The following is a 24133-nucleotide window of genomic DNA, read 5'->3' as shown; positions in this document are numbered from 1 at the left end:
ATGGATCAAAACTTTCGGTTCCGATTTGATTCAATTCTAGCTTATAAAGAAAAAAAAGAAGAAAAAGCGAAACAAATAATGAGTGAAGCTGTTAAAGCATTAGAAGAAGAACGAAAAAAACTCAATGATTTAAAGATACAGCATGAAATGGCTCTCGAACGTTGGAAGCAAGATATTAAGGAACAACAGAAGATCTATGAGGTGCAAATTAAATCAAATCAAATTCAATGGCTTGTTGATATGATAGAAATTCAAAAAAACAAACTGACAAAAGCTGAAGTTGAGGTTGAAAAATGCCGATCTCTTTTAATAGAGGCAAAAAAGGAAACAAAAAAATTCGAAAAAATACGAGAAAATGATTATGAGTCGTTCAAAGCTGAGTTTAAAAAAATGGAAGCAGCACAGATAGATCAATTTGTTTCTTATAAAAGTGCTACCAAGTAAGGAGGTTTAAATGGCTGAAGAAATTGAAGTAACACAGGATAAGTCTAGTTCCTATAAAATCATCATTATAATTGCACTATTTATCTTGTTAATTCCTATACTTACAGTAGCAATACTTTATAACACAAATGAATCATTCAAAGATACAACAAACAATGTATTTGTCCATATACCGGGCCCTGTCGGCAATTACTTCAGGTCAATTCCTAGCCCTGATGAACAAGACGAGTTAAAATTAGAAATAGCTAAGTATTATATAGGAATGGACGAGGATCGAATTGTTGATAAATTGCTTATTTTGAAAGGAGAAGATGAAGACTTATATAATGAACTTAGACATATAATGAGCAGGGAAAATCCGAGAAAGATGACTAACGTCAACGAAAGACTACAAAGAGCTTTTCTGCAAGATGGTAGCCTTCAACGTATTTTAGAGGAGATAGAGCAGGACCAAGAAGTTTTTGCTATAGAAACAGCGAATTACATTACTTCTTTATCATTACCTGCTGGAGTGAAAGAAATGGAACGTCTGTACTCTGCTGGAGAAATAGGATCAAAGGAGCTGGGGGATATCTTTCGACAGTTTTCTGAAGCAAAAGCGGCAGATTACTTACGCTATATAGATGATAATATCGCCCAGCAGGTTAGGGTGCAAATACCGTCAAATTTTAGATCTGCAATCGATCGGAATATTGAAAATCAACTAGCGCGTGAGGCCCAACTAATAAATAAAGCTAGTTTATACGAAAGCAAGTCAGTTAATGACACACTACCATTAATTGGGTCAGACCAACATCACTCTATTCAGGAGTTGGCATTTATCTATCATCATTTTCCAACTGATAGGGGTGGCAGAATACTGTCCGAGGTTAACGACATGGATTTTATACAAGATCTCTATGATGAAATGCTACTATTAGAAGAACTGATTGCGGCCCGTGATGGAAAAACACGACACTTGGGGGAAGCGGTAACTTTTTACAGAAATTATCAGCAAAAGGTTAAAGACATGGTCGATGTGTATCAACGCATGGGTATGGATGAACTAGCACCACTTATCGAGAGGATGCTTGTAAGCAACACGATCATAGAACAGCATATTTTTTCACCTGAAGAACAGATCGTTAAGACGGAAGAAAATCTTGTGTTAGACGTATTACGTGGAATGCGTACAGCAGACATCTCCGAGTTGATGGGAGAATTAAGTACGCCTAGGGCAGCACTTCTTTCTCAAAAAATATACAGAGAATAGAGGGTGATATACAAGTAAAAAATGTAAATTTGAAAGGGGGTGAAAAAGTGGATATAGTAATGAGCGAACAATTTCAATTCGCAGCTAGGACAAGAGATGCTAGAACTTTTCCTGAAACTCAAAAAACTGAAAAAAATAGTTTTGGTGAACGATTTCAACAAATTCAACGGTCCAGATCTGATTCAAGATTAAGAAATCAAGAGAGGTCAGCCGATAAAAATGTTGCTGCATCCAAAAGATCAGTAGAATCAAAAGAAAAAAAGTTGAAGTCTTTGACAGAGAAGGATCTTAAGGAGTTGGCAAAAACATTTGATGCATTGTGGCATGAATCTCTTGAGGAAACAGATTTGACAACATTATTGGGAATGCTAGATGATGAGCAACTATCTAAACTGCTAGAGTTGATGGATCAAGACTTTTCAGAAACGGCGATTCTTTTTACAGAAATGCTGGCCTTGTTCCAAAATCATGAAGTGATTGGCGAAAAACCTGAAATAGAAGCATTAGAAAAGCTGTTGATGTTATTCTCTGAAAAGCTGGAAAATCTTACTATCAGTGTGGAAAGCGAAGAGATTAACTCTGGCGTAAAAGATTTTTTGCAGTCTCTGTCTGATCAGATCAATACGATTCAGGATCAGTTGGCTTCAGAGAATACAGATAAAGCTAAACTCCTATCGCTTTTGAATGATAAAGGCATAAAAAAAGAAGACGCTAAAGATTCCTCAGAAAGCAAGGAAAAAGGAAAAGAAGGTTCTTTTGCGCTTGAAAAGGGGAAAGAAGCTACCATACAGCAGGTTGTTAGCAATGAACAAGGAATGCGACCTGATAAAGGAAGCGATAATACTAAGGGTGAAGAAGGAAGACTGAACATGGCTGAAAAAATTACGGTTACATCTGACGTGAAACTGGATCCCGAGGTAATCATGCCTTTTCAGGAGATTGAAGCTTTACTGGAAAAAAATCTTCAGCTGGTGGAGGAAATGAAAACAGAAAGATCTGAACTACATCAACAAGTAGTGGAAGATATGGTAGCGAATATCAGCATGATTCATGAAAAAGGTGAAAGTCGTGTTCATATGCAGTTAATTCCGGAACATCTTGGGAAGCTAATCATTCAATTGACAAATCAGGATGGTAATATGACTGCTAGGATTTTTGCAGAAACATCTTACGCTAGGGATATGATAGAAAATAATTTTGATCAACTTAAAGAGTCGCTTACTGCAAAAGGTGTGAACATCACTCAATTAGAAGTGTACGTTGGAAAAGATCCAGAAGCATATGAGAAACAAAGAGAATTTCAACATCAGATGAATAAAGGTAAGCGAAAAAAAGCTTCTATTCAAGACAATGAATCTGTTGGTCAGACTTTAGGCAGAATCAATTCTTCAGTAATCGCCTCTAATCCATACCTTAGTGTAGAAGGATTTGACCAGCTTGGATAAGAAGAAAGGAGATTAATATGTCTAGTGATGCTGTACATGGAATAGGCAACTCAAATATTTACAATCCAGATGAAGTGAAGAATACATTTAACGATAATTTAGATAAAGATGCATTTTTAAAGCTTCTCACAACACAGTTAAGCAATCAAGATCCACTTAACCCTATGGAAGACAGAGAATTCATTGCGCAAATGGCACAATTTAGTTCTTTGGAACAGATGCAGAATATGAATGAATCTATGAAAACTAACCATGAAGACATGATGGAACATATGAAAATCATGAACAACAACATGGTAGAAGGACACGCAACTGTAGCTGTACAGATTGGCTCCTTGGCTGAGGTTCTTGAAGCTTATTTAGCAACACATGGAGATGGAGATGAAATAGAGAAGGATAAAGACGAAGATGTAAACGAAGAAACGGGTGTAGAAAATATCGAAAACACGACAGATTAAAAACTGTAACGTGAGTAGCAAGGAGGCAAGCGCATGAATAACATACGACTGAAGGTGCAATCTAGCTTTAATCCGATCAATTCAAGCGCAATTAAAGAAAAGATTACAAGGAATCCAGTTGCTGGTGAAAAAGGATTTGGAGAAGTTTTAGCGAAACAATTCAATAAACATCAAGGCGTTCAGTTTTCGAAGCATGCTTCAGAAAGACTTGAACAACGCAATATTCAGCTGTCACCTCAAGAATTATCCAGACTGGATCAAGGGATTGATCGAGCAGCACAGAAAGGTATTCGTGAAACCCTAATCATGATGGATAACCGAGCTTTTATAGCAAGTGTACAAAACAAGACTGTGATTACGGCTGCCATTGATGAACAGCTAAAAGATCAAACGTTTACGAATATTGACGGAGCTGTTATTGTTTAAGGTGAAAAAAGATAATATCAAGCCGGACCACGCTGTGGAGGCTTGTCACTTCTGACCGACAGATGAAGTGAACCAAATTACAGGAGGTCATTTACAATGATGCGATCAATGTTTTCAGCTGTTTCCGGCTTAAGTGCCCATCAGCTGCGCATGGATAGTATTGGCAATAATATTGCCAATGTCAATACGGTAGGGTTCAAAGCAAATCGAACCACTTTTCAAGATGTGTTTAATCAAACGCTAGCAGGGGCTGGCTCTCCTCAAGGTGGGAGAGGCGGCACTAACCCTCAACAGGTAGGACTTGGTATGACTGTTAATTCAATGGATACCCTTCACGTAAGAGGTGCTGTAGAAACTACTGGTGTAAACACGGATATGATGATTAATGGAGACGGATTTTTCATGGTTTCTTCTGATCCCAATTTTCAAGATCGAAGTTATACTCGAGCAGGGGATTTCGCACTGGATCGATCTGGGAATTTAGTAACACCCGGTGGCATGCGGGTACTGGGATATATGGCGGATGAGAATGGAGTGCTAGGAACTAATTTAGAAGGCTTAGTGATTTCAAGAGCACAAACCTTTGATGCAGAAGAAACGGATAATGTTGGTTTTGAAGGGAATTTAGATAGTACAACAAAAGTAGCTGTAGATGAAGATGGCAATGAAATTCCGCTAGATGATATCTTTGATGAGAACTTTCGAATAATACCTGGACAGGAACAATATGTAGCAAGAGAAACTACTTTTGAGATTTTTGATAATTTAGGAGGAGAACATCGGATCAAACAGGTGTTTGTGAAAGCTGAACAAGAAGAAATTGATGGTGAGAACCACAGTGTTTTTGATGTTCTAACCTTTTATGTGGGAGATGATGGTACTTTATATCCATTTACTGATCCGGATGATCCCTTGAATCCAGATCCGGATGCCCTTGGTTTGCCAGCTTCACATAAAATTTATTTTAATGAAGATGGTAAAATGGTGAATGAAGATGGTAGCTTCACCAAGAATTTATCGATAGCTGAAGGTGCAACAAATGGCGCTGGCCAACTAGACTTTACAGTAAACTTCTCCAAACTCACTATGTTTGCTAATGAGTCTACAGCGGCGGCTTTAGACATCGATGGTTATAAGCAAGGAAGCTTAGTGGATTTTAGTGTAGCCTCTAGCGGAGAAATTACTGGTGTCTTTGATAATGGACAGTCTCGTGTCATTGGACAGGTTGCTTTAGCTAACTTTCGAAATCCGGCAGGCCTGGAGAAAGATGGGAGTAATATGTATCGCTCAACTAATAACTCTGGTCAAGCTATGATAGGCACACCGGGGTCAGGTGGTTTAGGTGCCTTGAATCCGTCGGCCTTAGAGATGTCTAACACAGATTTATCTAGAGAATTCACTAATATGATAACAACTCAACGGGGTTTTCAGGCTAACTCAAGAATTATTACTACCAGTGATGAAATGCTACAAGAGGTTGTTAATATGAAAAGATAAGAAATGAAAAACTTCAGAGGTTCGATACGCTGAACCTCTGAAGAAACTATTATGAATAAATAAATGAGTCTATAGAAAACCAACTAAGTCTTAAGATAATAAGGTGGAATGATGATCAAGTTAACAAGGCTAAATAAAAGTGAGATTGTTGTTAATGCGGAACTAATTCAATACATTGAAGAAACACCAGACACGGTGATTACATTAACTACAGGAAATAAAATTGTGGTGTTAGAAAACACTTCTGATATAATAGAAAAAGTAATTGATTTTAAACGTCGATTAGGACAGCCTGCCGTACAAGAAGAAAAATAATGGTATTATAGGAAAGAGGTGCTGTTTTGGATTTAGCAACGATAGCCGGTATTATTATCGGGTTTATGTTTATCATCATGGGAATTATGCAGGATGGAGAAATCATTACATATCTGAATTTGCCCTCAATATTGATCGTCATAGGGGGAACCATTTCAGCCACCTTGGTTGCATATCCGCTATTTAAGGTAATTGAGGCTTTTAAGGTTGTTAGAAAAGCATTTTCATCCAAAACTCTTGAAGCGGGAGCTATTATAGAAAAGATAATTGAACTAGCGAATACAGCTCGAAAAGAGGGCTTATTAGCTCTAGAAGAGGCGTCGGAGGAAATTGACGACAGCTTCCTTCAAAAAGGAGTAATGCTTGTTGTTGATGGAACTGATCCAGAATTAGTTAGAAATTTATTAGAAACAGAATTAGCATTTATTGAAGAAAGGCATAAGGAAGGTCAAGGTATTTTTGAAACGATGGGTGCTTATTCTCCAGCTTTTGGAATGATAGGAACATTAATCGGTCTGATTAATATGTTGCGAAGGCTTGATGACCCATCAACCATTGGACCGGCAATGGCCGTTGCTTTAATTACTACGTTTTATGGCTCTTTAATGGCTAATTTGATTTTCCTTCCTATTGCTAACAAACTGAAATTCCGTAGCCGTGAAGAAATCTTACTAAAAGAAATAATGCTTGAGGGAATGCTTTCGATACAGGCTGGTGAGAATCCTAGAATTATTGAAGAAAAGCTTAAAGCCTTCTTACCACCTAAAATTCGTGACGAAATTAACCAACAGAAGGAGAAAGGTGAGGAAGAGTAATGGCTCGCAAAAAACCTCAAGAGGAACAAAAACCAGGAGCTCCCTTATGGATGACTACTTATGGTGATATGGTTACGCTACTCCTTTGCTTTTTTGTTCTGTTGTTTGCTTTTTCTGAAATAGATGTAGCGAAGCTTGATGCATTTATAAGGTCTTTTCAAGGAGCGGTAGGAGTTCTTGATGCCGGAAGAACCATAGAGCCTAGTGAAGTGCTTTCAGAATCAGCTATGGATGATCTGACAATGCAAGAATTGCAAGAACTAGAAGATTTTAGACATCTAAAAGAGCGATTAGAAGAGTTTCTTGAAGAAAGAAACATGCAAGCTGATGTATTAGTGACGCTTCAGACAAGAGGGCTTGTGTTGCGCTTCCAAGACAATGTACTCTTTGATTCAGGAAGAGCTGACATTAAATTAGAATCTGAAGATCTCCTTAATTTTGTTGGAGAAGTGTTAGCTGAGCCAGAGTTTCTAGATAAAAATGTGAGTGTTGAAGGGCATACAGATACAGATCCCTTAAGACCAGGTGCCCCTTTTCCTACGAATTGGGAATTATCTGTAGCACGTTCAGCGACTGTAGTTCGCTACATGATTGAAAATGTTGGGTTGTCGCCTCTTAGATTCAGGGCTTCAGGGTATGGAGAATATCATCCAGTGGCTCCTAATGACACCCCGGAAAACAAAGCGCAGAATAGGCGAGTGGATTTGGTTGTTCTTCGTTCTGAGTATGCAGAGTCTTCTTTTTAAGGCTTATAAACTAAGGAGTGTAGTAAATGGAATTAAAAAAAATTATTATTATTGCATTGCTTGCATTTTTAATTACGGCAATCATCGTAGGTGGTATTTTATATTTATTTGTTTTTAGAAGCACTGATGCGGATAGTCCATTGCCTACCTATGAGTATAATCTCGGCGAGTTCTCTACGAACTTAGGGAATCAAAGAAGTTTTTTTAACGGGGAAATTGTTATTGAAACAACAGATAGCAACATGATTGAATACTTTGAAGAAAAGAATGTTGTATTAAGAGATCGAGTGATTAAAACATTAATAAGCAAAACCCCTGATGATGTGCTTACACAAGACGGGCAACAAGAACTTCGACAGGAGTTAATAAACATTATTTCAGAAGTTGTCGAATCTGAAAGCATAACCAACGTTTATTTTATCGACTATATTGTACAATAGGAGGTGGCAACGTTGGCAGACGTTCTGTCCCAAAATGAAATTGATGCGTTGCTGGCTCAATTAAGCAGTGGTGAAGTTGACGCAGACGAAATGAAAGATGAAAAAGAAGAATCGAAAGTTAAACTATACGACTTTCGAAGTCCTAAAAAATTAGCTAAGGACCAGTTAAGGACGTTACAAATCATTCATGAAAATTTTGCTAGAGCGCTGAATACTTTTTTGTCGGGATATCTTCGAACCTATATTCATGCTGAAGTTATTAACGTTGAAGAGTTGACGTACTATGAATTCAGTAACTCTGTAGTAAATCCAGCGGTACTGTCTATCGTGAACTTTGAACCTTTATCAGGACAAGTGATCATTGACCTATCGCCTAGCATAGCATTTAATATTATTGATCGTATTCTAGGTGGTAGCGGTAAGCCTTTTAACGAAAGCAGAACATTTACTGAGATAGAATTAACACTGTTAAAAAGGCTTAAACGTCAGGTCACGGATTTGATGATAGATCCCTGGGAAAACGTCATTGAGCTCAATCCTAAACTAGACAAGATTGAAACGAATCCACAATTTGCTCAAATTGTATCTCCTAATGAAACAATAGCATTAGTTACGCTGAGTCTTAAAATTGGTGATTTAGAAGGCATGATAAACATCTGCTTACCGCATATTGTTCTTGAACCGATAATCGATAAACTGAGTACAAAGTTTTGGTTCGCTAGTGCTAGTAAAACGGTTACGGAAGAAGACCGTAAAAAGCTACAAAACAGATTGGAAAAAACAAGTGTTGAGTTAATTGCAGAAATTGCATCAACTCATATAACTGTAAAAGATTTTCTGCAGCTTCAAATAGGAGATGTCATAGAGCTAGATACTACGCTGGATAGTGAATTGCTGTTTTATGTAGGAGATAGGGCTAAGTATTCCGCTTTACCTGGTACCAGCAATAATAAGATGGCAGTTAAGATAGTTAGCAAGGAATTGGAGGGAGAAGAAGATGATGAGTGATATGTTGTCGCAGGAGGAAATTGATGCCCTATTAAGTGGGGGTGGTAGTGACTCAGCTTCTGACCCACAGGAAAGTAATGAATCGGTTTCTCAAGAGAGTTTTACAGATCAAGAAAAAGATACCATTGGTGAAATCGGTAATATTAGTATGGGGACAGCAGCAACGACGCTATCAACTTTATTAAATCATAAAGTCGTTATCACAACGCCAAAAGTTTCGATGATGTCGATAAAAGAAATAGCCGAAGAGTACCCTGTGCCTTTTGTAGCGGTTGAGGTTAAGTATAAAGAAGGTATCGAAGGAACTAACTTAATGGTGTTGAGGGAAAATGATGTAAAAATTATTACAAATTTAATGATGGGACAAGAACCGGATCAAACAGATGAACCAATTTCAGATCTTCATTTAAGTGCTATTGCTGAAGCTATGAATCAAATGGTTGGATCTTCAGCTACTTCGCTTTCAGAAATGTTTATGAAAAAAATTGATATTAGCCCACCGAAGCCTTTCAGACTTGATATGAAGACTCCTGACTTGGATGAATATTTTTCAGATCTTGATGAAAATATTATTAGAATATCATTTAAGATGGAAATAGAAGGTCTTATTGATAGTGAAATAATGCAGCTAATACCGCTTGATTTTGCTAAAGAGATGGTACGCACGCTTATGCCGGAAAGTGGAGATGATTCATCGTTGTCAGATGATGACATTGTATCACAATCTCCAAACAATACAGCCGCTGAGCAGCAATCTGCACAACCGGCAATATCGAAACAGGAACCATCTTCAGATCAAGGTTATGATTTTGATCTTGACTTTGATAGTGAACCCAAACCATCAAATCAGAAACCTAAAAATGTCAATGTACAACCAGCTCACTTTCAATCATTTGATGAGCAACCACCAGAAAGAGGGATTCCTGAGAACATTTCCTTAATCCAGGATGTACCGTTAAAAGTTACTGTGGAACTAGGAAGAACAGTGAAAAAAATTAATGAAGTGCTTGAATTTGGTCCTGGAACTATCGTGGAACTTGACCGTGTTGTAGGAGAACCATTAGATATTATGGTTAACGGACAATACGTTGCTAAAGGTGAAGTGGTGGTGATAGACGAAAATTATGGAATTAGAATCACTGATATTGTAAACCCTAATAAGCGTTTTTCTAAAATATAGTACTTTTTTCAAAACAAGTTATGATATAATTATAAATTGAAATAATTATTCGTTCTTCTTAAAAAAATACACAAGAACGAAACATAAGGAGGAACTAGGATGGCAAATGGAATTTTAATTGTAGATGATGCTGCTTTTATGCGTATGATGATTAAAGATGTGTTAACAAAAAATGGAATGGAAGTTGTTGGTGAAGCGGAAAATGGAGCGATTGCGGTTGAAAAGTTTAAGGAATTAAACCCGGAGCTGACTATTATGGACATTACTATGCCGGAAATGGATGGGATTGAAGCAGTTAAAACGATTAAAGGCATTGATCCAAATGCTAAAATCATCATGTGTTCTGCTATGGGACAACAAAGCATGGTAATAGAGGCGATACAAGCAGGTGCTAAAGACTTTATTGTAAAGCCTTTTCAGGCAGAGCGAGTTTTAGAAGCCGTAAAAAAAGTAATAGGATAGATAGTATAGACAGGTGTGTTAGTGGTGGCTGATAATTATTTTATATCGATGATTTTGTATTTAATCATAACAACAGGGGTTATTTTTATTGCTTATTATACGACTGTTTGGCTTGCTAAAAAAATGAATTGTTTAGCTAAAAATCGACATAGCAGTGTTCTTGAAAAAGTTGTTGTGGCTAGTAATATATCTATATATACCATCAAAGTTGGGTTGATGGTTTATATTATTGCAAGTAATGGTAAAAGCATCGAACAGCTAGATAAAATGACATTTAAGGAGTGGACTGAAACTTCAGATCACAGTACAGGACATATCCACAATAAAGAACATGATAAACATGATGGAATTAGTTGGATTGCCTTTGGCAAAAAATGGAGAAACAGCAAATCAAAAGGAAAGGAAAAAAACTAAAAGGGTGATCAGAATTAGTAAACTATATTCATTTTATTCTAATAAGGCGCCAAAGATTGGTAAGTTATTTTTGTTTTTAATTCCTTTCTTTTTTATGCTAATAGCTCTTCTTGAACCAGTGCGAGTAGAAGCTGCGCAAATTCCAATTCCTGGACTAGAATTAAATTTTAATGAAGCAGATTCTCCTGAGGATGTTGCTGTAACAGTTCAAATTCTTCTTCTGTTAACGGTGTTATCGCTTGCTCCTGCTATTTTGATAATGCTAACAAGTTTCACGAGGATAGTAATTGTTCTTGGATTTATTCGAAGAGCTTTAGCGACACAAACAACACCACCTAACCAGGTTATTATTGGGTTAGCCTTGTTCTTAACTTTATTTACAATGAGAAATGTAGTTGCCGATATCAATCAAAATGCATTTCAGCCGTATTTGAATGAAGAAATCAATCAAATTGAAGCATTTGAAAATGCGATGGAACCTATAAGAGAATTTATGTTTAGACAAACACGCCAGCAAGATCTTGCTATGTTTATGGAAATTGCTGATGAATCACCATCTGAAGATTTAGACACTATATCTAATACAGTATTAATTCCGGCATTCATTATAAGTGAATTAAAAACAGCGTTTCAGATGGGCTTTGTGTTATTTATACCGTTTATTGTATTAGATATGGTAATAGCAAGTACTTTGCTTTCAATGGGAATGATGATGCTTCCTCCGGCAATGATTTCATTGCCCTTCAAATTACTACTGTTTATCATGGTGGATGGCTGGAATATCATTATTAGATCTCTGGTTGGAAGTTTTAATTAAGAGAGGGAAAAAGTATGAATGAGGGTATGATCATTGAGCTGGGACAACAGACAATGCTTACTATTTTACTAATGTCAGCTCCTATGCTGGGTTTTGGTTTAATCGTTGGGCTGTCAGTTAGTATTTTTCAAACAATTACATCTATTCAGGAACAGACTTTAACTTTTGTTCCGAAAATAATTGCCGTATTTACATCAATAATCGTTTTTTCTCCGTGGCTTCTTTCAATTATCATTAATTTTACAAACACCTTATTCGAAGACCTTAGTCGTTTTATTCAATAATATTTGATCGGAAGGATCATGATGTCAATTGTAGAGTTTATATTGTTAAATGTTGAACTTTTTCTACTAATACTGGTTCGTGTTGCAGGTTTATTTTCGATTGCTCCTGTTCTAGGTAATGAAAATGTACCGATGATAACGCGCTTAGGACTGTCGGTGATGATATCTTTTATAATGTTACCGCTAATGCATACGATTCAACCAACGGTACTGAATAACTTTCCGTTATACACCTACTTCGTCGTGCAAGAATTTGCAGTAGGCATAGCTATAGGTTTTGTTGGAACTGTTTATTTTGCGATGTTTTTTTTGGCAGGTACAATAATGGATAGGCAAACGGGCTTTGCGCTAGCAAATGTTATTGATCCATTAACAGATATGGAAGTTCCTATATTTGGGAATTTTTACAACATACTTTTTATGCTTTTGTTTTTAGGAATTAATGGACATCATGTTTTCATCAAAGCATTGCATGATAGTTATCAATATATCCCCATTGGGCACACAATTTCTATTAACTTAAATTTTGTTGAATTTGCTATTGGTTTATTCAGGGATATTACCCTTCTTGCTTTTGTGTTAAGCGCACCCATTATGATGACTGCTTTTTTAGCAAATGTAATGCTTGGAATATTCGCTAAGACCATGCCGCAAATAAATGTTTTTGTTGTTGGGATGCCTCTCAGAATTATTGTCGGGTTGTTAACAGTATGGATAACGCTTCAAACAGTATTACCTTTTTCAGAAAGATTTTTTGATCGAATATTCCGTGGAGTTTATAATTTCATGCGAATACTTACATAAGGATGATTATATGATTTTGATAATCGATTTACAGCTTTTTGCAGATCAAGAAAAGACCGAAAAAGCTACACCCAGAAAAAGGAAAAAATCTCGAGAAGAGGGACAAGTGCTGTTTAGCAAGGAAGTAAATACTGCTTTTACCCTGCTTGCTGCGTTTGTCCTGCTTTTTTTGTTATCTAATTATTATGGTAGTTCTATTAGGATGCTGACCATTAATATTTATGAAGATTTGATGTTGGATCATAGTCTTTATACAATATCTAATGTTCACAAATTAACGGCACTACTTACTGTACGATTATTTATTATTATTCTACCTCTAGCCGCGAGTGTTCTTGTGGTCGGAGTTATATGCAGTTATTTGCAAGTAGGGTTTTTGTTAACTTCAAAACCATTGCAACCAAAGCTTAATAAACTTAGCCCAATTAAGGGACTCAAAAAGTTGTTTTCTATGGAGAAAATCGTAGAATTAATTAAATCTTTGGTTAAAATTATTTTTATCAGTTATATTGTATATTTCTATCTAGTGGGTCAATTAGAGGCAATTTTTAGCTTAACATCACTAGAGGTAGAGCAGACAGTTGAAATTATCATTGGAATCACGTTTAACATCGGTATAAGAGCTGGAATTCTATTGGTCATTTTAGGGATATTGGATTATATATATCAAAAATATGAATATGAAAAGAAATTAAAGATGAGCAAACAGGAAGTCAAAGATGAACAAAAACAAATAGAAGGTGACCCGAAAATAAAATCAAAAATCAGACAAAAACAAATGCAAATCTCTATGAGGCGTATGATGGATGAAGTGCCAAAAGCTGATGTGATTGTTACGAATCCAACTCATTATGCTGTGGCCTTAAAGTATTCTCCTGGAGAATATGCAGCACCGTATGTTCTTGCAAAAGGACAAAACATAGTCGCTCAAAATATTAAAAAAATTGCAACAGAAAAAGGTGTTCAAATGGTAGAAAATAAATATCTTGCAAAAACTTTATATCATACAGTTAATATTGGAGATGCTATTCCTCCGGAGTTATATGAATCCGTTGCCGAAATTCTTGCTTATGTTTATCAGATGAACGCTACACGTAGAGGGGGAGCTTCAAATGAATAAAGGAGATATATTTGTTGTTCTAGCCGTCATAGCAATAGTAATCATAATAGTTATACCTATCCCATTAGGAGCAGTCGATGTTCTGTTAAGCTTTAACATTTCATTGGCACTTTTGATATTAATTCTTTCCATGTATATAAAAGAAGCTCTGGATTTTTCCATATTTCCTTCTATATTGCTGGTTACAACCTTAATTAGATTATCACTCAATATTACGACGACTAGATATATTTTATCCCAAGGTGATGCTGGTAGCGTTATTGATACTTTTGGGAATTTTGTAATGCAAGGCAATGCGATCGTTGGTTTTATAGTATTTACAATTATCGTTCTTGTTCAGTTTCTTGTGATTACTAAAGGGTCGGAACGTGTTGCTGAAGTAGCAGCTCGATTTACCCTTGATGCAATGCCGGGCAAGCAAATGGCAATAGATGCTGATTTGAATACTGGATTGATTGATGATATTCAAGCGCGTGATAGAAGAAAAAAAATTCAGCAAGAAGCTGATTTCTATGGAGCTATGGATGGTGCAAGTAAATTTGTGAAAGGTGATGCTATAGCGGGTATACTTATAACGCTAATTAATATCATTGCTGGCTTTGTTATAGGGGTTGCCATAGGTGGTCTATCTTTTGCAGAAGCCATCCAAAAATACACATTACTGACTGTTGGAGACGGCCTTGTCACTCAAATACCAGCACTGCTTATCTCTACAGGAACTGGTATAGTAGTAACTCGAGCTGCGTCTGAAGGTAATCTTGGTGGCGATGTTTTAAAGCAGCTTTTTCAGCAACCGACGGTTATGCTGATTATTTCGGGCGTTCTTTTGTTTTTTGGAATTACACCCCTTCCTACTTTTCCGTTTTTATTTTTGTCGGTAGCATTCCTTCTTTTAGGACTCAGTTTAAGAAGAGAAATGAAACAGGTATCAGAGGAAGAACCTACAGATATTGTTGAGGAAGAATTAGAAGAAAAAAGAAAACCAGAAAACGTTATGCCGCTCTTGAATGTTGATCCTATAGAACTTGAATTTGGGTACGGAATATTACCCTTAGCAGATTCTACTCAAGGTGGAGATCTGTTTGATCGTCTTGTGATGATTAGAAGGCAATGTGCTCTTGAACTTGGCATTATTGTTCCAATGATTCGATTACGGGATAATATACAATTGGAGCCAAATCAGTATGTTATTAAGATTAAAGGGATTGAAATTACATCAGGTGAAATTATGTTCGATCATTACATGGCTATGAATCCGGGAATGGCCGACGGTGATTTGGAAGGTGTTGATACCGTTGAACCAGCTTTTGGTCTTCCTGCAAAGTGGATAACGGAACAAGAAAGAGAAAAGGCTGAAGCTTCAGGGTTTACTGTAGTAGATCCACCTTCAATCATTGCGACTCATTTAACTGAAATCATAAAAAAACATGCATTTGAACTCATGGGTAGGCAGGATGTTAAGAAACTTATTGATAACGTAAAGGAAGAGAATACAGCTTTGGTAGATGAATTAGTTCCAAACCAACTTTCTTTAGGAGAAATTCAGAAAGTATTGGTAAACCTGTTAAAAGAAGGCATCTCTATCAGAGATATGGTTAGTATCTTGGAAACACTAGCTGATTATTCAACCATAACACGAGATACAGATATGCTAACAGAGTATGTTAGGCAAGCTTTGGGTAGAGCTATAACAAAACAATTTATTACATCACATCCATCACGTGTGGTAATATTGGATAAATCATTAGAACAAACCATTATGGACTCTCTTAAAAAAACAGAAAGTGGAACCTATGTATCTTTAGAACCTGATTTGATACAGGGGATTTTGAATAGCCTGTCAAAGCAAGTACAAAAATTGATTTCTATGGGTGAACAACCTATTATCGTTACGGCGCCTATTGTCAGGCTCTATTTTAAACGTCTTTCAGAACAACTGTCTAATGATTTGATTATTCTGTCATATAATGAAATAGATCCTACTGTAGAAATTGAGTCAGTTGGGGTGGTGAGTGTATAAAGTGAAAATAAAAAAGTTTATAGCTAAAGATAATCAAGAAGCGCTAATGAAGGTTAAGTTAGAGTTAGGTTCAGAAGCAGTTATTATTCACCAGCGCAAGGTTAAGCAAAAGGGAATTCTGGGTTTCTTTAAAAAGCCAGTAATTGAAATTGTAGCTGCTCGTGAAGAAAATGCTGCGAAAGTTAAAAGGGATAACAACTTAAATGTAAAGAATCAATTTTCAACGATGATAGAGAGCATGGATAAGTCAACAAACGAATCATTGACGATAGAGAGTGAGTTAGGGAATATTAAACAAATGCTTTCCCAATTAATTTCTAATGAGGGCGATCATTACAATTGCAATAAAGATGAAAATCATAAAAAAACTGAGATAGAAGAAAATATTTTTGACATGTTGATGAAAAATCATGAAATAGATCCTGAAGTTATCAACTTAATAAAAAAAGAGGTTGGTTCCGATTCTTTATCAGGTTTCGAAAAAGATTTTGATCAACGGTTTATTCATGGAATAAGACGATTTGTTCAGGAAAATATTTCGATTAAACCCTACGACCCACAAAAGAAAGTAATCGTTTTTGTAGGTCCTACGGGTGTCGGGAAAACGACAACTATTGCTAAATTAGCTGCAAGAGCGACGCTAAACGAAGGTAAAGAAGTTGGTATGATTAGTGCAGATACTTATAGAATAGCGGCTGTAGAACAACTGAAAACCTATAGTGACATTCTAAATATACCTTTAGAAGTAGTTTACAATGCTGCTGAAATAAAAGAAGCATTGATCAGACTTCAAAATAAAGATATGATTATGATTGATACAGCTGGAAGAAATCATCAAGATTCTTCGCAGCTTAATGAACTGAAAGAACTATTAGATGCATTACCACAGAAAGAAATTTACTTATTACTAAGTTGCACAACTAGAAATCATGACATACAATCAATAATAAAGCGTTATGATTTTCTTAATGACTTTAAAATAATTATCACCAAAGTAGATGAAGCATCCGCCTATGGTCCAGTAGTGAATATACCAGCTATGACACGAAAGCCAATATCTTTCTTCACTACAGGACAGAGTGTTCCTGATGATATTGAAGTTGTTACAATAGATAAAGTTATAACTTTGCTTATCAAGGAGACATTGTCATGACAGATCAAGCAGGTAAACTGAGGGCATTAGTAGAACGAAAGATACAATCTGATAATGAAAATACTAGTAATAGCACCAATAATAGACCAAGATATATTTGTGTTACCAGTGGAAAAGGTGGAGTAGGAAAAACTAACTTTTCCATAAACCTTGGAATAGCCATGAGTCGTAGAGGGATGAGAACTCTTATTATAGATGCTGATTTAGGGTTAGCGAATGTGGATGTGGTGCTGGGTAGTGTAACTAAGTATACTTTTATGAATTTACTTGATGCTGACTTAGCCGTGAAAGATATATTGGGTGAGGGGCCGGAAGGATTAAAGATCATATCAGGTGGATCGGGACTTCTAAATGTATTAGAGTTATCAGAAGAAAATTTGAATCGTATTATTGTTCGTTTTAAGGAATTGAATAATCTATTTGATATTATTATTATTGACACTGGTGCAGGCTTAACCAAAAATATCCTTACATTTATAAGCGCAAGCGATGAAACCATTTTAGTAACTACTCCTGAACCAACATCGTTGACAGATGCATATGCTATGATAAAAGCAATTTCAAAAGATAGCATCTCTAAAAAAGTATCTGTTGTTGTTAATCGTGCTGAAAATTACGACGAAGCCTCACAGAATTTCAACAAACTTCTAAATGCCAGTATTAAGTTTTTGAATTTTCAAATTACACTTCTTGGTGTTATTATTGATGATCAAAAAGTTAAAAAATCAGTACAAGAACAAAAACCGTTTCTGATATTGTATCCAAAAGCTGTTGCCTCTCAGGGTGTTGAGCTTATTGCTAGAAAATTAGCTATACAGAATAGCGAGGATCAAATTCAAAAAGAAGAAAATAGTTTCTTAGAACGGTTTTTAAGTATCTTTAATAGGAGATGACCTTTATGAGTCAACTACTTACAATTGGTGATAAAATTGATATTGAAATTGAGAACAAAAGAAATCCGCATGAGTCTAAAGTATTATATTCTCAAGTGGTTGAATTTGGAAATAATACGATATTTATTGCTGTTCCGATGACGAAGGGGTTAGAATATCCCTTGAGAAATAAACAAAAGATAAATATCATTTTCTACAATGAAAAAGGAGTATTTTCTTTCCTTGCTGAATGTGTTGCAAGGAAAAAAGTGGACCAATTAGATGTTTTTGAAATATATCAACTTGCGGAGCCGCGAAAAAAACAAAGAAGAGAATATTTTAGACTTAGATATATGATAAAATCGACGATAAAAAGTTTAGAAAAAGATACTTTTTCTAAAGGATTAACTCTTGATATAAGCGGAGGAGGAATGAAGGTACTTGCGGATAAATCATTTTTTGTCGGGGAAAAAGTAGAGTCTACTCTTTTTCTGGAAGAAGAAACGGTTTCTGTTGCATCTATTGTAATTCGTTCTTATAAAAGAACTGAGAATAATCAGTTTGAATTGGGTATTAAGTTTAATGACATTGGGGAGCAGACAAGAAACTCTATTATAGCATTTATTTTTCAAAAGCAGGGTGAATTAAGAAAAAAGGGACTGGTTTAAATTGGAAAATTCAAGCAAATCAATCAAGGTTCTGATAGTAGACGATTCCTCTTTTATGAGAAAACTTTTCTCGGATATGATCAGCGCTAATCCAATTTTTGAAGTTATTGGCCGTGCAAGAAATGGAAAAGAAGCAATAGAAAAAGCTGAGCAGCTACGACCTGATGTGATAACAATGGATGTAGAGATGCCGATTATGAATGGTATTGAAGCATTAAAAATTATTTGTCAACAGGAAAAAATACCTGTAGTCATGGTTAGCAGCCTAACGAAAGAAGGTGCGTATGAAACATTAAAAGCATTAGAGTATGGAGCTGTCGACTTCATTCAAAAGCCATCAACATCTACAATCTTGAATAATGAATCTTTTCAAAAGAATTTGCATAGTAAGTTAAAGATTGCATCTAAGGCAAATGTGAAACCATCTTTAGAAATTAATAATAAGCCCTTAAGGGCCACGGTTGGAAAATATGCTGAAACATTAACGAAGAAGCAAAACAACATAGTTGCTATTGCAATTTCTACTGGGGGACCAAAAGCTCTACAATATGTGATCCCTCAGATACCAGCAACATTTCCTTATCCAATTTTGATCGTACAACATATGCCACCTGGATTTACGAAATCTTTAGCAGAAAGGCTAAACACTACTTCTGCTGTAAGTGTCAAAGAAGCAGAAAATGGGGACGTTGTAACACCAGGCAATGTATATATTGCACCCGGTGATTACCATATGGAAGTTGAGGTTGTGAATAAAAGTCATTTGATCAAACTACATCAAAATACGGCGGTTAATGGTCATAGACCTTCAGCTGATCCTATGCTACGTTCATTGTTAAATTGTAATTATCAAGAAGCGATTTGTGTTATAATGACAGGTATGGGATCTGATGGAACTGAAGGATTGAAAGACTTGAAGAAGAGACTAAAAACGTTGGCCATTGCTCAAGATGAAAAAAGCTGTGTTGTATTTGGGATGCCTAAAAGTGCTATTATGAAAGGGATTATTGATGAAGTTGTTACGCTTGAAAAAATCGCTGAAGTGATTGTAAACAGAATAGGAGGTCGATGAAATGGAAACTAGCCAATATTTTGATGTGTTTATTGATGAATCTAAAGAGCATCTTCAAAAAATGAATGAAATTCTTTTGATTTTGGAAAAAAATCCAGAAGATACACAGCATTTAAATGAGTTGTTTAGAATTGCCCATACTTTGAAAGGTATGTCTGGAACAATGGGTTTCAATCATGTTCTTCAGCTGACACATGAAATGGAAAACTTAATGGATCAAGTTCGTAAAAATATAACCAAGATTGATGAATCTGTTGTAAACTTGTTATTTGAATGCCTTGACCAACTTGATCAGTATGTAGCGAATATTGAAGTTGATCAAGTAGAAGGAGAAAACATTTCCAGTGATCTCATTAAAGAAATCAAAATGAAAGTTGATGGCAGTTCAGAGGTAGCGAATGCTAGCAAGAATGAATCCGAATCTACGGTTGAAAATGATTCTCAATCGAGCATAAAGATAGACGAATACGTTAAGGATATGATTAAAAAGGCTGAAGAAGATAATTACAATATATTTAAGTTGAAAATTTGTCTTGATGAAAAATGCATGTTAAAGTCAGCAAGGGCTTATATCGTTTTCAGTACGCTAGAGCAAGATGGTGAAATTATTCATTCAGAGCCAAGTATTGAAGATATTGAAGATGAAAGATTCGACTTGTGCTTCGAGCTCATTACAATCACAAAACATCCTGAAGAATTCATCATAAACAATCTTAATAATATTTCTGAACTAAACACAGTGCAACTCGAACAACTAAGCTTTGACTCGGTTCTTGCCTTGGATTTAATTGAAGACGAAACCTCAGACGCTTCAGCTTCATCACAGGATGCGGAAAAAGTTTCCCCAAGTGATACAGCGAAAGAAGCAAGTGATCAACCTAAAAAGGCTCGTACAGGAAAAACGGTTCGTGTAGATATTGACCGACTTGATAATTTAATGAATTTAGTGAGCGAACTTATTATTATAAAAACTCGCTTAGATGATGCACATCAAATGACTCAGGAAAAATCTATCAGCGATACAACAGAACAATTGGAACGAATAACAACAAGCCTACACGATGCAGTAATGAAAGTACGCATGGTTCCTATTGAAAGGGTTTTCAATAGATTCCCAAGAATGGTACGAGATATATCTAAAGAGCTAGGGAAAGAAATAGATTTGATTATGACTGGTGAAGATACTGAAGTTGATAGGACGGTTATCGATGAAATAGGAGACCCTTTAATTCATCTTATTAGAAATGCAATGGATCATGGGATTGAAGAACCGGATACTCGGATTAAAAACCACAAGAATAAAACTGGCAAATTAAAACTGACAGCTTTTCCGGATGGCAATAATGTAGTGATAGAAGTTGAGGATGACGGTAAAGGTGTAGATATTGAAAAAGTTAAGTCGAAAGCAATATCTAATGGTTTGATCTCAGAATCCCAAAGCCAGTTGATGGAATCTAAGGAATTAATACAGCTGCTTTTTCATCCTGGATTTAGCACTGCTGATAAAGTTTCTGATCTTTCTGGAAGGGGGGTTGGTTTAGACGTTGTTCAAACTAAAATCGAGAACCTTGGTGGTGAAGTTGAAATTGATTCAAAACCAGGCATAGGGAGTCGCTTTACTATCAGACTACCTTTAACGTTGGCAATTATACAAGCACTTTTAGTAGACGTTGAAAGTGAAAAATACGCTATTCCATTAAACAATATTAGAGAAATATCTACAATTGAAGAAGGCCAAATAAGAAATGTGCAAGGGAAAGAAGTAGTTTTATTTAGACAATCAACACTGCCAATTATAAGGCTTTCTGAAATATTAGAAGTTCCACCGGTCGAAAATAAAGAAACTACTAATGAGTACACAATTGTAATTGTTAGCCATGGAGATCGAACATTTGGATTAATTGTTGACAACCTAATTGGGCAGCAAGAAATTGTTATTAAATCGCTCGGAAAATATTTAAGTGCTGCAAGAGGCATTGCTGGTGCAACTATTCTTGGTAATGGAACGGTTGCTTTAATTGTAGATACAAACTCTTTATTCTAGGAGGGTTAAAATGAGCCAATATGAAAACGGAAAACAAAGTGATGTTGACCAATTCGTTATTTTTAGACTGGATCAGGAATCTTATGGGGTATCCATTCATTATGTGGAAATAATCGAAAAAGTTACTGCGATTACCAGAGTACCAAATTCTAATGATTTTGTACTGGGTGTCATAAATTTGCGTGGAGAAATTGTACCAGTAATCGATTTAAGAAAACGGTTTAACTTGTCTCCTTCCACTATAACTGAGGAGTCAAGAATTATCATACTATCAGTTGAAGATATGACGGTAGGCATTTTGACAGATAGTTCTTCAGAGGTCTTAAACATACCTAAAAATCAAATCGAGAATACGGGGACTGTATTGAGTATTGTTGATGAAACAAGTGTTGAAGGAATTGGTAAAGTTGACGACCGCATGATTATTCTTTTAGATATACATTCAATTCTTGAACTAGATAAGGCTGAGAATTGAGAAGGGAGGGCATAGTATTGAATCTTTCAGTTAATGATCTAAATAGTATGCACTTAGATGTCCTAAAAGAAATTGGTAATATAGGTGCAGGTAACGCAGCAACATCCCTTGCAGTAATGATTCAAAAAAAAGTTGACATGCAAGTACCTGTCGTTAAAATTTTAGAAGTTCAGGATGTACCTATGGTGCTTGGTGGAGAAGAAAATATTGTAGCTGGAATTTATTTTGGGATGACAGGCGAAATTGAAGGGAATATTATGGTTCTTCTAGATATGCCATCAGCGAGAAAACTGACCAATTTTATGATGGGGGGATTATCTGAAACCTCTTGTGAAGACGATTTAATGCAATTGAATGACATGGAAAAGTCTGCATTGCAGGAAATTGGGAATATATTATCAGGCTCCTATGTCTCATCCCTTGCTTCGTTAACGAATCTAAGGGTAGAGTTAACAACACCTTCTTTATGTGTCGACATGGCGGGTGCCATTTTAAGCGTTCCAGCTATTCAATTTGGAACAATAAGTGATCATGTTTTAATGATTGAAAATACACTGTTTGATGGTCATCAAGAGATGAAAGCAAATTTCTTTCTTATACCAGACGAGAATTCTTTTGATGTCTTATTACAGAGCTTAGGAGTGAGTGGGTGAATGCAGGACATAATAAAAGTAGGCATGGCTGATCTAAAGGTTGTTAAATCGCCTCATATTTTAACGACACTAGGTCTAGGTTCATGTGTTGGAATTGCAATTTACGATCTAAACAACCAGATCGCTGGCTTGGCACATATTATGCTTCCTGACAGCACTCAGATTAAAAATAATGCTAATAAAGCAAAATTTGCAGACACTGCCATGGAGGTTCTGTTAGAAGAACTTAGAAAACAGGGTGCTAATGATAGAAAGCTTACAGCTAAAATCGCTGGTGGCGCACAGATGTTTGCACTAGACAATAAATCTGATATGATGAAAATAGGAGCTAGAAATGCACAAGCCACTAAAAAGATATTAAGTGACTATAAAATTCCATTATTAGCAGAAGACACTGGTGGTAATTTTGGAAGAACTATTGAAGTATATCCTGATACTGGTATACTTCTTGTGAAAGCAATAGGAAAAGGTAAGACTGAGCTATAACATAACTAGCCAGGGGGAATCGTCTATGGATTCAAATATCCTATGGCAACAATATTTTAATAGTAAAGAAGTAAATCTGAAGAACCAGTTGATTGAAAAATATATAGAGTTAGTTAAAATTGTGGCAGGGCGTTTGTATGCTACTTATGGCAATCACTTAGATTTTGATGATTTAGTAAGTTTTGGTATTTTTGGTTTGATTGATGCGATCGATAAATTTGATCCGGAAAAAAATGTAAAATTTGAAACATATGCCCAAATCAGAATTCGGGGCGCTATTATTGATCAGATTAGGAATATGGACTGGATCCCTCGATCAATTCGGCAAAAGGCGAAGCTAATTGACGATGCAATATCAAAATTAGAAAATTCATCGAAGATTGAAAGTATTACTGATAATATGATTGCAGAAGAAACAGGTATGACTGTTCGAGAGATTCAAAATGTAATGCAACAAACCAGTGCTTATCATGTAGTTTCTTTAGAAGAAAAATTAATAGATGCTACAGAGGAAAATAGCTTAGCAGATCTAAAAAGTGAACTACCAGAAGAAAGGCTAATCAATGCTGAGGTAAAAGAGCTTTTGATTAAAGGCATAAAAGAATTACCCGACAAAGAGAAACAAGTAATAACTTTATACTATTATGAAGAGTTAACATATAAAGAAATAGGAGCTATATTAGGAGTTTCTGAATCAAGAGTATCTCAACTTCATTCAAAGGCAATCTCTAGAATTAAATACCAACTTTTATAAATCATTAGA

General features: G+C 35.8%; 28 protein-coding genes. All 28 read left to right on the top strand.

Annotation, left to right across the window (positions count from 1 at the left end):
* The 28 genes from fliJ (at window position 1) to BLV55_RS08645 (ending at window position 24124) form a co-directional block, all read left to right on the top strand.
* Window positions 1–444 (top strand): flagellar export protein FliJ, encoded by a 444-nt coding sequence (fliJ, locus tag BLV55_RS08780; protein WP_093313473.1) that lies wholly within the window; start codon window positions 1–3, stop codon window positions 442–444.
* A gap of 10 nt (window positions 445–454) precedes the next feature.
* On the top strand, window positions 455–1696 hold the full coding sequence (locus BLV55_RS08775) for a hypothetical protein (protein ID WP_093313471.1): 1242 nt from the start codon (window positions 455–457) through the stop codon (window positions 1694–1696).
* 47 nt (window positions 1697–1743) lie between these two features.
* Window positions 1744–3141, top strand: a complete 1398-nt coding sequence (locus tag BLV55_RS08770; RefSeq protein ID WP_093313469.1) for a flagellar hook-length control protein FliK — start codon at window positions 1744–1746, stop codon at window positions 3139–3141.
* A 17-nt stretch (window positions 3142–3158) separates the two neighbouring features.
* Window positions 3159–3599 carry a flagellar hook capping FlgD N-terminal domain-containing protein gene (locus BLV55_RS08765; protein ID WP_093313467.1) on the top strand — a complete coding sequence of 147 codons (441 nt, stop codon included), beginning with the start codon at window positions 3159–3161 and terminating at the stop codon, window positions 3597–3599.
* A 33-nt stretch (window positions 3600–3632) separates the two neighbouring features.
* Window positions 3633–4025: a TIGR02530 family flagellar biosynthesis protein gene (locus BLV55_RS08760; protein WP_093313465.1), complete on the top strand. Its 393-nt coding sequence runs from the start codon at window positions 3633–3635 to the stop codon at window positions 4023–4025.
* A gap of 96 nt (window positions 4026–4121) precedes the next feature.
* Window positions 4122–5522 (top strand): flagellar hook protein FlgE, encoded by a 1401-nt coding sequence (locus tag BLV55_RS08755; protein WP_093313462.1) that lies wholly within the window; start codon window positions 4122–4124, stop codon window positions 5520–5522.
* 111 nt (window positions 5523–5633) lie between these two features.
* Window positions 5634–5837 carry a flagellar FlbD family protein gene (locus BLV55_RS08750; RefSeq protein WP_093313411.1) on the top strand — a complete coding sequence of 68 codons (204 nt, stop codon included), beginning with the start codon at window positions 5634–5636 and terminating at the stop codon, window positions 5835–5837.
* A gap of 26 nt (window positions 5838–5863) precedes the next feature.
* On the top strand, window positions 5864–6652 hold the full coding sequence (locus BLV55_RS08745) for a flagellar motor protein (RefSeq protein WP_093313409.1): 789 nt from the start codon (window positions 5864–5866) through the stop codon (window positions 6650–6652).
* Window positions 6652–7398: an OmpA/MotB family protein gene (locus tag BLV55_RS08740; protein WP_093313407.1), complete on the top strand. Its 747-nt coding sequence runs from the start codon at window positions 6652–6654 to the stop codon at window positions 7396–7398. The genes BLV55_RS08745 and BLV55_RS08740 overlap by 1 nt, the downstream gene beginning before the upstream one ends.
* A gap of 26 nt (window positions 7399–7424) precedes the next feature.
* Complete coding sequence (locus BLV55_RS08735) at window positions 7425–7838, top strand: flagellar basal body-associated FliL family protein (protein ID WP_093313405.1); 414 nt, start codon at window positions 7425–7427, stop codon at window positions 7836–7838.
* A gap of 12 nt (window positions 7839–7850) precedes the next feature.
* A complete protein-coding gene (gene fliM / locus BLV55_RS08730) occupies window positions 7851–8846 on the top strand; it encodes a flagellar motor switch protein FliM (RefSeq protein WP_093313403.1) in 996 nt (331 codons plus the stop codon).
* A complete protein-coding gene (gene fliY / locus BLV55_RS08725; protein WP_093313631.1) occupies window positions 8839–10026 on the top strand; it encodes a flagellar motor switch phosphatase FliY in 1188 nt (395 codons plus the stop codon). The genes fliM and fliY overlap by 8 nt, the downstream gene beginning before the upstream one ends.
* A 99-nt stretch (window positions 10027–10125) precedes the next feature.
* Window positions 10126–10488 (top strand): response regulator, encoded by a 363-nt coding sequence (locus BLV55_RS08720; protein WP_093313401.1) that lies wholly within the window; start codon window positions 10126–10128, stop codon window positions 10486–10488.
* A gap of 24 nt (window positions 10489–10512) precedes the next feature.
* A complete protein-coding gene (locus tag BLV55_RS08715; RefSeq protein ID WP_093313399.1) occupies window positions 10513–10902 on the top strand; it encodes a hypothetical protein in 390 nt (129 codons plus the stop codon).
* A complete protein-coding gene (gene fliP, locus BLV55_RS08710) occupies window positions 10832–11719 on the top strand; it encodes a flagellar type III secretion system pore protein FliP (RefSeq protein ID WP_242870080.1) in 888 nt (295 codons plus the stop codon). The genes BLV55_RS08715 and fliP overlap by 71 nt, the downstream gene beginning before the upstream one ends.
* Before the next feature lie 14 nt (window positions 11720–11733).
* The gene (gene fliQ, locus BLV55_RS08705) at window positions 11734–12003 is read left to right on the top strand and encodes a flagellar biosynthesis protein FliQ (protein ID WP_093313397.1); all 270 of its coding nucleotides are present in this window, start codon (window positions 11734–11736) and stop codon (window positions 12001–12003) included.
* 21 nt (window positions 12004–12024) lie between these two features.
* The gene (fliR, locus tag BLV55_RS08700; RefSeq protein ID WP_176968339.1) at window positions 12025–12807 is read left to right on the top strand and encodes a flagellar biosynthetic protein FliR; all 783 of its coding nucleotides are present in this window, start codon (window positions 12025–12027) and stop codon (window positions 12805–12807) included.
* 10 nt (window positions 12808–12817) lie between these two features.
* On the top strand, window positions 12818–13927 hold the full coding sequence (gene flhB, locus BLV55_RS08695; protein WP_093313393.1) for a flagellar biosynthesis protein FlhB: 1110 nt from the start codon (window positions 12818–12820) through the stop codon (window positions 13925–13927).
* Window positions 13920–15947, top strand: a complete 2028-nt coding sequence (flhA, locus tag BLV55_RS08690; RefSeq protein WP_093313391.1) for a flagellar biosynthesis protein FlhA — start codon at window positions 13920–13922, stop codon at window positions 15945–15947. Before flhB ends, flhA begins: the two co-directional genes overlap by 8 nt.
* 1 nt (window position 15948) lies before the next feature.
* Window positions 15949–17100 carry a flagellar biosynthesis GTPase FlhF gene (gene flhF, locus BLV55_RS08685; protein WP_093313389.1) on the top strand — a complete coding sequence of 384 codons (1152 nt, stop codon included), beginning with the start codon at window positions 15949–15951 and terminating at the stop codon, window positions 17098–17100.
* Entirely contained in the window at window positions 17097–17993 is an 897-nt protein-coding gene (locus tag BLV55_RS08680) for a MinD/ParA family protein (protein ID WP_093313387.1), read from the top strand. The genes flhF and BLV55_RS08680 overlap by 4 nt, the downstream gene beginning before the upstream one ends.
* A gap of 5 nt (window positions 17994–17998) precedes the next feature.
* Entirely contained in the window at window positions 17999–18640 is a 642-nt protein-coding gene (locus BLV55_RS08675; RefSeq protein ID WP_176968338.1) for a flagellar brake protein, read from the top strand.
* 1 nt (window position 18641) lies between these two features.
* Window positions 18642–19712: a protein-glutamate methylesterase/protein-glutamine glutaminase gene (locus BLV55_RS08670; RefSeq protein ID WP_093313383.1), complete on the top strand. Its 1071-nt coding sequence runs from the start codon at window positions 18642–18644 to the stop codon at window positions 19710–19712.
* 1 nt (window position 19713) lies between these two features.
* Window positions 19714–21756 (top strand): chemotaxis protein CheA, encoded by a 2043-nt coding sequence (locus BLV55_RS08665; protein WP_093313381.1) that lies wholly within the window; start codon window positions 19714–19716, stop codon window positions 21754–21756.
* Between the two features lie 10 nt (window positions 21757–21766).
* Window positions 21767–22231, top strand: a complete 465-nt coding sequence (locus BLV55_RS08660) for a chemotaxis protein CheW (RefSeq protein WP_093313379.1) — start codon at window positions 21767–21769, stop codon at window positions 22229–22231.
* Between the two features lie 17 nt (window positions 22232–22248).
* The gene (locus BLV55_RS08655) at window positions 22249–22884 is read left to right on the top strand and encodes a chemotaxis protein CheC (protein ID WP_207646057.1); all 636 of its coding nucleotides are present in this window, start codon (window positions 22249–22251) and stop codon (window positions 22882–22884) included.
* Window positions 22885–23370 carry a chemotaxis protein CheD gene (locus BLV55_RS08650; RefSeq protein WP_093313377.1) on the top strand — a complete coding sequence of 162 codons (486 nt, stop codon included), beginning with the start codon at window positions 22885–22887 and terminating at the stop codon, window positions 23368–23370. It abuts the gene before it with no gap.
* A gap of 25 nt (window positions 23371–23395) precedes the next feature.
* Window positions 23396–24124, top strand: a complete 729-nt coding sequence (locus tag BLV55_RS08645) for a FliA/WhiG family RNA polymerase sigma factor (RefSeq protein WP_093313375.1) — start codon at window positions 23396–23398, stop codon at window positions 24122–24124.
* Window positions 24125–24133: the final 9 nt, after the last annotated feature.

The sequence above is a fragment of the Tindallia californiensis genome (genome assembly GCF_900107405.1).
Lineage (GTDB): Bacteria > Bacillota > Clostridia > Peptostreptococcales > Tindalliaceae > Tindallia > Tindallia californiensis.
This window is presented reverse-complemented; position numbering and strand designations above follow the sequence as displayed.

What these genes read in the sequence shown, in the direction of transcription:
- BLV55_RS08775 (WP_093313471.1), top strand. Translation starts at nt 455, where the DNA reads ATGGCTGAAGAAATTGAAGTAACACAGGATAAGTCTAGTTCCTATAAA.
- fliY (WP_093313631.1), top strand. Translation starts at nt 8,839, where the DNA reads ATGAGTGATATGTTGTCGCAGGAGGAAATTGATGCCCTATTAAGTGGG.
- BLV55_RS08720 (WP_093313401.1), top strand. Translation starts at nt 10,126, where the DNA reads ATGGCAAATGGAATTTTAATTGTAGATGATGCTGCTTTTATGCGTATG.
- BLV55_RS08760 (WP_093313465.1), top strand. Translation starts at nt 3,633, where the DNA reads ATGAATAACATACGACTGAAGGTGCAATCTAGCTTTAATCCGATCAAT.
- BLV55_RS08665 (WP_093313381.1), top strand. Translation starts at nt 19,714, where the DNA reads ATGGAAACTAGCCAATATTTTGATGTGTTTATTGATGAATCTAAAGAG.
- BLV55_RS08735 (WP_093313405.1), top strand. Translation starts at nt 7,425, where the DNA reads ATGGAATTAAAAAAAATTATTATTATTGCATTGCTTGCATTTTTAATT.
- flhB (WP_093313393.1), top strand. Translation starts at nt 12,818, where the DNA reads ATGATTTTGATAATCGATTTACAGCTTTTTGCAGATCAAGAAAAGACC.
- BLV55_RS08650 (WP_093313377.1), top strand. Translation starts at nt 22,885, where the DNA reads ATGCAGGACATAATAAAAGTAGGCATGGCTGATCTAAAGGTTGTTAAA.
- BLV55_RS08660 (WP_093313379.1), top strand. Translation starts at nt 21,767, where the DNA reads ATGAGCCAATATGAAAACGGAAAACAAAGTGATGTTGACCAATTCGTT.
- BLV55_RS08675 (WP_176968338.1), top strand. Translation starts at nt 17,999, where the DNA reads ATGAGTCAACTACTTACAATTGGTGATAAAATTGATATTGAAATTGAG.
- flhA (WP_093313391.1), top strand. Translation starts at nt 13,920, where the DNA reads ATGAATAAAGGAGATATATTTGTTGTTCTAGCCGTCATAGCAATAGTA.
- fliJ (WP_093313473.1), top strand. Translation starts at nt 1, where the DNA reads ATGGATCAAAACTTTCGGTTCCGATTTGATTCAATTCTAGCTTATAAA.
- BLV55_RS08755 (WP_093313462.1), top strand. Translation starts at nt 4,122, where the DNA reads ATGATGCGATCAATGTTTTCAGCTGTTTCCGGCTTAAGTGCCCATCAG.
- BLV55_RS08750 (WP_093313411.1), top strand. Translation starts at nt 5,634, where the DNA reads ATGATCAAGTTAACAAGGCTAAATAAAAGTGAGATTGTTGTTAATGCG.
- fliR (WP_176968339.1), top strand. Translation starts at nt 12,025, where the DNA reads ATGTCAATTGTAGAGTTTATATTGTTAAATGTTGAACTTTTTCTACTA.
- BLV55_RS08680 (WP_093313387.1), top strand. Translation starts at nt 17,097, where the DNA reads ATGACAGATCAAGCAGGTAAACTGAGGGCATTAGTAGAACGAAAGATA.
- BLV55_RS08765 (WP_093313467.1), top strand. Translation starts at nt 3,159, where the DNA reads ATGTCTAGTGATGCTGTACATGGAATAGGCAACTCAAATATTTACAAT.
- BLV55_RS08740 (WP_093313407.1), top strand. Translation starts at nt 6,652, where the DNA reads ATGGCTCGCAAAAAACCTCAAGAGGAACAAAAACCAGGAGCTCCCTTA.
- BLV55_RS08645 (WP_093313375.1), top strand. Translation starts at nt 23,396, where the DNA reads ATGGATTCAAATATCCTATGGCAACAATATTTTAATAGTAAAGAAGTA.
- fliQ (WP_093313397.1), top strand. Translation starts at nt 11,734, where the DNA reads ATGAATGAGGGTATGATCATTGAGCTGGGACAACAGACAATGCTTACT.
- fliP (WP_242870080.1), top strand. Translation starts at nt 10,832, where the DNA reads ATGGAATTAGTTGGATTGCCTTTGGCAAAAAATGGAGAAACAGCAAAT.